4 protein-coding genes are annotated in these 7,507 nt (G+C 44.4%); 1 reads left to right on the forward strand and 3 read right to left on the reverse strand.

The genetic code is table 11. The features are described 5' to 3' along the window. Positions 1-730: 730 nt before the first annotated feature. Positions 731-2,608, reverse strand: coding sequence for a DUF3370 family protein (locus F6K20_RS16745; RefSeq protein ID WP_008177816.1), 1,878 nt, complete (start codon positions 2,606-2,608; stop codon positions 731-733). 201 nt (positions 2,609-2,809) lie between these two features. Here F6K20_RS16745 and era point away from each other — a divergent pair, with 201 nt between their 5' ends. Next, on the forward strand, positions 2,810-3,826 hold the full coding sequence (gene era, locus F6K20_RS16750; RefSeq protein ID WP_008177814.1) for a GTPase Era: 1,017 nt from the start codon (positions 2,810-2,812) through the stop codon (positions 3,824-3,826). Between the two features lie 120 nt (positions 3,827-3,946). On the opposite strand, the gene F6K20_RS16755 is transcribed toward era, so the two are convergent. Continuing rightward, complete coding sequence (locus F6K20_RS16755) at positions 3,947-4,513, reverse strand: Uma2 family endonuclease (RefSeq protein ID WP_287295367.1); 567 nt, start codon at positions 4,511-4,513, stop codon at positions 3,947-3,949. A gap of 109 nt (positions 4,514-4,622) precedes the next feature. Continuing rightward, the gene (gene gyrA / locus F6K20_RS16760; RefSeq protein ID WP_044491792.1) at positions 4,623-7,238 is read right to left on the reverse strand and encodes a DNA gyrase subunit A; all 2,616 of its coding nucleotides are present in this window, start codon (positions 7,236-7,238) and stop codon (positions 4,623-4,625) included. Positions 7,239-7,507 lie beyond the last annotated feature (269 nt).

Below are 7,507 nucleotides of genomic sequence, written 5' to 3' on the forward strand. Positions count from 1 at the left end.
CTTACTTGATTTATGAAGAGTGGTGGGTGACTTCGAAGATGTTAGTGATCCAGTGTTAGTAATCCTATTATGTTAAATCCTAGTGCTAATGGCAATAAGAATGCCTGATCTGGATAGCGTTCAGTTAAACCAAGTTGTGTGTTGGCTTGAACATCCCCTTTTCGGGTATATACAGCTCATCTTGCTGACGTTTCCGCCTCGGACTACATTCGAGACAGTATTTAGGAGGCTTACCAGGATAGCACTCACGAGTAGTCATATGATGGCATTTCGGGCAGAAAAAGGTAACTGGACGGGTATGGATCGTACGAGTATGAGCACGCACGATAAAGGTTTGAGAAGGCATAAGTGATCAACGTATCAATAGTTATCTAGCAACAGTTATCTAGCAACCTGAGTGTGATATAGTTGTTCTGGTGCCGACAGCAATTCTAGGTATATCCCTAGGCAGTACCTGCCGTAACTAGATCATCTCTATCATCTAGAGTCAGCATTTCTGCTTGTTTGATGATCTTAGGCAAAACTTCGTCAGCAATAACTAAACTCCTAAATAGTTAATACTGATCGCTTTTGCTCGCATCAGCTATTTTTGATAAAGTTTAGTATGGTGCTAACGTTACACAATAGCAGATTCATGCTAAATCCGTCAGACTACTAGAATCGAGATTAATATTTGATTGTGCGTACGCGCCATTGCGACCTTGCATTTGTGAGCCGATTTCCAACTCTCCTAACCCTCCAAAGTCCGAACTGTAAGCACCTGGGGTGGTGTCGAATCCGGGGGATAGAGAAAATCCACCTGTAGCTGCCTAACTTCTTCAGGGGCTAAATTCAACGTCACCAATGGATGCCCTGGCTGTCCTCGTCGCTGCACTAAATGCACATAGCGCGTCTGAGCCTTTCGATCATCATCATCATAATTTATTCTGAGTGTACCCCGAAAGAACACGTTTTCAACCCGTGGGTTCAAAAACAGCAGTCGATCAGTACCCCCCTCATCCTTCAATGGCGTTTGCAGCGATACCGTCACCGTTTGGGGTTGATTAGTAGTATTCTTCAATGGTAAAGTTATATTGTATTCTACCCCATAATTACTGTGGGCAAAGTAGGCCGTATCGGGATAGCGCCTTAACATCGGTGCACTTTGAATTTGCCCTGTACTCAGAGTAATCAGATGTAGGGTCCCCAACACATAAGAAAATGCCTGCCCGAGCTGAGGAATACTCAAATAGTTAACATTTGGATTATCTTGAATCAGCACTTGCCATTGAGAACCTTGGGAAACACCAGCCACCCGACCAAACACCGTCGGTTCTTGAGGTGGTTCGAGAGGAGTGGGTATCGGTCCACGGGGTTGAGCTAAGCTACCCGTATCCAGTAGGTTTTGCCATTCTGCTACCGTAGGTTCCCGATAGTTTCCATTGCCATCACGAGGGGCTTTCATCGCTAAGTTAGCCAGATACACCATCCCATCACTTCGTAACCGCATCATGGTAGAACGACCATTGGAAGCTGGTGATCGTTTAACTGGAATTGGCTGATTCATTAACATCTGGCTTTGTTTTGCCTTCAGCACCAGTTTAGCGGGAAACATTTCTTTGAGAATTCCCCTGAGTACATCATTCATTGTCCGACTGCCAGGACCAGCATAGACTGTACCGTTGGGATTATCTACCATATCCGGCAACGAGATAAACGGTGCATCTGGGGTAGACAGATAACTCGCCCCTTGCAAGACGTCCACTGTAACAGGTGTGTCATTGGGATTATAAACTATCAATCCTTGGTAAAGGGGATGGGTTTCCGCCTGAGTCTCTGCTCTAGCAATATGGTGGCTAAAGATATCAAACCGTCCATTAAAGCCATAGTCAAGGTGGGCAGAAGCAACTTGTTTCCCTTCCGGTGAAAACGTAGACAGCAAAATTCCCTCACTTCTGACTAGTTCTGGACTATTGCTATTAAAGACAGGCACCTGATCCAATTGCCCTGGTAAACTACGAACATCATCAGGATAAACTTCCACTCCAGCAATATACTGAGGTGGAACAGCATAGATGTTTAACGCCCGACACAGCAAAGCCGCTACTTCACCACGGGTAGCACTCTGATTTGGTTTGACCTGTTTGATATTGGGATAGTTAACCACAATAGTATTAATTGCTGCGGATGCGATCGCATTTTTAGCATACTGGGGAATCTGGGTAGCATCAGTAAAATACCGTCTGATAGTTCCATCGGGATCTGACGGGATAGGGAAATTCTTTGCTCCTGCTAAAACTGCGATCGCTTGCACTCGAGAAATGGACTCATTGGGTTTAAATCGTCTGCCAGGATAGCCCGAAAAAAATCTTCGCTTGTAGGCATCTTGAATCACATTTTTGGCCCAATGATTACTAGGTACGTCCTTAAAACGAATACCACCCCGCTGAATCGGTGCTGAGGGAAAGGCATTCAGCATTAAGACGGCAAACTCAGCGCGGGTAATTCTAGAATTAGGACGAAATTTACCATCCGGGTAACCACTGACCAACTTACGATCCCGCAGTTGGTTGATACAATCTCTCGCCCAATGATTTTCCAGGTCAGGGAAAGTAGCGGTATTGGTCATAAGTAGTATGTAGTCTAAACTGCTTGAGTGTGGGTAACTAACTTGGAATTTTTTACTTCAAGCCCACGATCAGTTCTATTTATGATATTGTTGGTCAATTAACCGGGGTGTTATCCCCTGTAACAACATACTCAACATAGTCCTTATCTATGTTGCTAACATAAATTTCATAATAAAACAATAAAAACTACGATTGGTTCAATGACTGACAATTCTAAAATCCAAGACCAAGATGATTCGACCATAGACTCTTCCCAAGATAACCTAGAGGAAAAAGTTATCAAGCCATCAGTTCTAGGAACTATTCCGGTTGCTCCAGATGGGTTTAAGTCTGGCTTCGTGGCGATTGTAGGACGTCCGAATGTGGGGAAATCCACACTGATGAATAAACTGGTAGGGCAAAAAATTGCTATCACTTCGCCCGTGGCTCAAACCACCCGAAATCGGCTGCGAGGTATCTTGACCACACCGGAAGCTCAGTTGATTTTTGTGGATACGCCAGGGATTCACAAACCTCATCATCAACTGGGTAAGGTCTTGGTGAAAAATGCCCAAATAGCGATTGAGTTAGTGGATGTGGTGCTGTTGGTGGTGGATAGTACGGTGGAGGCGGGAGGAGGCGATCGCTTTATTGTTGATCTACTGAGCCATACTAAGACACCAGTAATTTTGGGTGTGAACAAATCAGATATACAACCTCGACACAGTAGGGGAGAATCAATCGATGCTAGTTATGCTAAACTAGCTACTGCTCAAGGCTGGGAAGTCGTAAAATTTTCTGCCCTGACAGCTGATCGCTTAGACCTATTGCAGCAGAAATTAATTGAACGCTTAGAACCAGGGCCATATTATTATCCCCCTGACTTCTTAACCGACCAGCCAGAACGGTTTATCATGGGGGAATTGATTCGAGAGCAAATCTTACTCCTAACTCGTGAGGAAGTCCCCCACTCGGTTGCTATTACTATTGATTTAGTAGAGGAGCAACCAAAAATTACCCGTATTTTTGCTACGATCAATGTAGAGAGAGACTCCCAAAAAGGTATTTTAATTGGAAAAAAGGGTAATATGCTCAAACAAATTGGTACTGCGGCTCGTCAACAACTTCAAAAGTTAGTTGCTGGTCAAGTTTACCTGGAATTGTTTGTGAAAGTAAAACCGAAATGGCGACAATCTCGCTTACGGTTATTAGAGTTGGGATATCGGGTTGAGAAGTAATAGTAAGTCTACTATAGCTATAGTATTTTTTGCTATGTAAACTTATGAGTGATAGAAATACAGATAAATTTTAAACTTGGTTCAAGAGCTAATTTTAATACTTAATCATTAACAATTAGTCTAAACTGCAAATACTTGTTCAACTGTCAAAGCTAACTCGGGAAATGTTTGTGATTCAATCTTTTTATTTCCTGTAAATTCTGTCAGATCATAAAACCCATCAACTAAACGCAAAACCGAAACCTTAGACTTAATTGGATCAACAATCCAATATTCAGGCACTTCCCGCACCGCGTATTCAGAACGCTTGTAGCGGTAATCATCTTGGGGATTACCTGCACTAACAATTTCTACTGCTAGTAGTGGTGCTGATTCCAGCACCGCTGATGACATGGAACGGATAGCTTGCCGCTGATTTTCTGAGATAATGACTAAATCAGGAATTCTAGATTTATTCTCAGCTGTGCGAACCCCAAGATTACCAGGCATAACAACCCAATCTAAACTAACCCTCTCAATTTCTCTATCAAATTGCTTGAATAAAAAAAGCATAATCAGGGCATGTAGTCCACTAGCAGGTGGCATAGCAATAAGCTCTCCATTAACAAGCTCATACTTGTAGTCAGTGTCATCATGGTAGGAAAGATAGTCTTCAAATGTGTAAAACTTTTTGGCAGTTTGAATCATTTGAGTTGCCTCCTAGAAAACCGTTTTATTAGTGTAGTTAAGGTGGGTTTTGTAGACGGTTGACGGTTAACCGTCTACAAAAACCTATTGTAGGTTTATTTCTAGTGGTTTATTTATCTGAATCTACCGACTCTTCCTGGTCTGGGAGTTCCTGGTCTGGGAGTTCCTGCTCTTCGATTTCCTGCTCTTGATCTGAAATGGGAACCAAAGCAACCGCTGCGATCGCATCTTCATCATCTAACTTTTGCACTCTGACCCCAGTTGCCATGCGAGATTGGGGAGAAATAGCATCAACAGCTTGACGAATGATAATCCCTCGACTAGTGACTATCATCAATTCATCCCCTTCATTAACTACCTGTAGGGCTGCCAGTTGGTCTTTGGGTAAACGGAATTTGGTTGAGCGAACTCCCATACCCGCACGGTTTTGTAGCCGGAATTGGGATACCGGTACCCGCTTACCATAGCCTCCCATAGTGACAATTAATACCCAAGGACCTTGAGCTGCTGTTTCCACCATCTCAGAATCACTAAGGTCTTCTGTCTCTTCCTCTGAATCCTCAGCAGCAGCTAGACTAGCGATGATTTGACCGGACAAAATATCCATACCGATTAATTCATCATCACCCTTTAGTTTCATAGCCTTAACTCCTCTGGTCGCACGACCGAGGGGGCGGAGTTGATCATTGTCACACTTGAAGTGAATTGCCATGCCATGACGAGACCCAATTATGATGCTGTCTTCTTCCCTAGCACGAAGTACCCACCGCAACTGGTCTCCTTCCCCGAGGGAAATAGCAATTAATCCATTTGCCCGAATTTTGCTGAAAGCATCTAGAGCAGTTTTCTTGATGTAACCCTTATGAGTTAACATGACTAGATATTCATCATCCGTAAATTCAGATACCGGTACAATAGAAGTAATTTTTTCTTCGTGGGGAATGGGTAACATCTGCACAATCGGTACCCCCCTGGCGGTGCGAGATACAGCCGGGATTTGGTAGGCACGCAGAGAGTACACTACACCGCGATCGCTAAAAAATAAAATGCTATCGTGGTCGCAGCAAGTGAAGAAATGCTCTACCTCATCATCATCTTTGATCCTGGCAGCAGCTTTACCACGAGTTGCCCGAGCTTGAGCTCTAAACTCATCCACAGGCATGCGTTTGATATACCCTTGCTCAGTCAGCAGAATCACAGCTTTTTCATTAGCAATCAGGTCAGTATCATCCAGTTCCCCTTCAACCTGTTGAATTTGTGTGCGGCGTGGTGTGGCAAAGTTCTGTTTCAGTTGCTGGGCTTCAGTTTCAATAATCTCCAGGATGCGACTTCGGCGAGCTAGGATATCCCTTAAATCCGCAATCCGAACTTGTAATTCCTCATGCTCAGCTTGAATCTTTTGGGCTTCCAAAGCAGTCAGACGGCGCAGCTGCATTTGCAAAATAGCATCAGCTTGGGCTTCAGATAGACTAAATTCTGTAACTAATTGTCCTCGTGCTGTAGTCGTATCCGCCGCCCCCCGAATCACCGCAATCACAGCATCTAAGCTATCTAGGGCAATTAGTAACCCTTGCAGTAAATGATCCCGTTCCTCAGCTTTGCGCAATTGATATTGAGTCCGTCGGGTAATGGTTTCAATGCGGAAATCCAGGAAAACGTTTAAGAACTGCTTTATGGTCAGCAACTGGGGTTCATTGCCCACCAGGGCTAGCATATTTGCTCCAAAATTAGTTTGGAGGGGGGTTTGCTTGTAGAGATTATTCAGGACAACTTTGGGATAAGCATCGCGCTTTAGTTCGATTACGATGCGCATGCCATTGCGATCGCTTTCATCCCGAATATCGGAAATGCCATCAATGCGCTTATCATTGACCAATTCAGCAATCTTTTCGATTAAACTTGCCTTATTAGTTTGGTAAGGTAGCTCAGTAATAATAATGGCTTCCTTGTCTGGACGACCTCGTTGCCCAATCGTTTCAATTTCTGCCACACCTCGCATGGTGATAGAACCCCGACCACTGGTGTAAGCATCTTTAATACCCGATGTTCCTAAAATCTGTGCCCCAGTGGGGAAATCTGGACCAGGGATATACCGCCTTAATTCCTTATCAGTGATTTCGGGATTATGGATCACGGCCACTAAGCCATCCACCAACTCTCCCAGGTTATGAGGGGGGATATTGGTTGCCATACCCACAGCAATCCCCGATGAGCCGTTGAGCAGTAATTGGGGAATCCGTGCCGGTAAGACAGTCGGTTCTTGCTGGGAACCGTCAAAGTTATCAACAAAGTCTACAGTTTCTGACTCAATGTCCCGGAGTAGGGCATTGGTAGCGATCGCTTGCAAGCGGCACTCTGTGTAACGCATTGCCGCTGGGGGGTCGTTGTCTACTGAGCCAAAATTTCCATGACCATTAATCAGAGGCGATCGCATGGAGAAATCCTGAGCCATGCGCACCAAAGCGTCATAAACAGCAGTATCCCCATGGGGATGATACTTACCCAACACTTCCCCCACCACACGAGCGCATTTGCGGAACGGACGCTCTGGGCTTAATCCCAGCTCATGCATCGCATAGAGAATCCTTCGGTGTACTGGCTTGAGCCCATCCCTGGCATCTGGTAATGCCCGACCTACTATGACGCTCATGGCGTATTCTAAATAAGACCGGGACATTTCGTTCCGCAAATTTGTCGGGACAATGCGTTCTTGGGATGTACTCATAGTTGGACAAACTCCCTTATTATCGAGGATTTTGCTAAAAAAATCGGTTAAAATCTCTCAAAAGAGGCTTTTAACACCTTTATTTTCCAAATTTGGCTGGTTATTTTTAAATTTTAACACAAAATCTCGACTATAGCCGGTAACAGAACCACGGGCAAGCCTTAGACAATGAGCAGATTCGCGCTTCTTGTGCAAAAATTATGGGAAAAAGACCGAAAATTTCCTAGGGCAGCTTAGGACATTCACCTCTTCTTGCTGATGTTGACTGA

It is taken from the genome of Moorena sp. SIO2C4 (assembly GCF_010672485.1).
In the GTDB taxonomy this organism is placed as follows: domain Bacteria; phylum Cyanobacteriota; class Cyanobacteriia; order Cyanobacteriales; family Coleofasciculaceae; genus Moorena; species Moorena producens.

What these genes read in the sequence shown, in the direction of transcription:
- F6K20_RS16745 (WP_008177816.1), bottom strand. Translation starts at nt 2,608, where the DNA reads ATGACCAATACCGCTACTTTCCCTGACCTGGAAAATCATTGGGCGAGA.
- F6K20_RS16755 (WP_287295367.1), bottom strand. Translation starts at nt 4,513, where the DNA reads ATGATTCAAACTGCCAAAAAGTTTTACACATTTGAAGACTATCTTTCC.
- era (WP_008177814.1), top strand. Translation starts at nt 2,810, where the DNA reads ATGACTGACAATTCTAAAATCCAAGACCAAGATGATTCGACCATAGAC.
- gyrA (WP_044491792.1), bottom strand. Translation starts at nt 7,238, where the DNA reads ATGAGTACATCCCAAGAACGCATTGTCCCGACAAATTTGCGGAACGAA.